The organism is Haloferax sp. Atlit-6N (genome assembly GCF_003383195.1).
Taxonomy (GTDB): Archaea; Halobacteriota; Halobacteria; order Halobacteriales; family Haloferacaceae; genus Haloferax; species Haloferax gibbonsii.
Window position 1 is genome coordinate 1 of the sequence record NZ_QEQJ01000236.1, and the last position, 492, is coordinate 492.

The following is a 492-nucleotide window of genomic DNA, read 5'->3' on the forward strand; positions in this document are numbered from 1 at the left end:
CGAATCCAGGTCGTGGAGCTGTTTGATCCCGGCGACGATCTGGCGCTCTTCGACGCCGATGTCGACCGTCAGCTTCGCGAGTTTGTCTGCGCCCTCGACGCCCTCGGCGGCGACGATCTCGCCGATTCGGATGTCGAGGTCCTGGAAGTCCTCGAAGCTGATCCGCTCGTCGGCGACCGGTTCGAGGTCGGCCGCCGCTTCCTCGCTCGGCTCGTCGCTGTCGCCGTCGCCGGTACCTGCGTCGGCCTCGTCGTCCGCGTCGGCCTCGCTGTCTTCGGTTGCGGCGTCGACCCGTGCTTCGAGCTTCTCGTTCAGTTCCTCGACGCGCTCCTCGGGGATCTTCTCGAACAGTTCCGTCGGTTCGTCGAACGCCGCGGCCGGGGCGTCGAGTGCGGCGTCGATGCCGACGGTGTGGACGTCGCCCTCCTCGTTGAGGTCGTCCCAGAGGTTCTCGGCCGCCTCGGGCGTGACCGGCTCGAAGAGCACGGCGAC

General features: G+C 68.1%; 1 pseudogene. It reads right to left on the reverse strand.

The window, feature by feature from the left end:
* A pseudogene (locus DEQ92_RS22135) lies at positions 1-492 on the reverse strand (methionine--tRNA ligase); the annotation flags it as partial.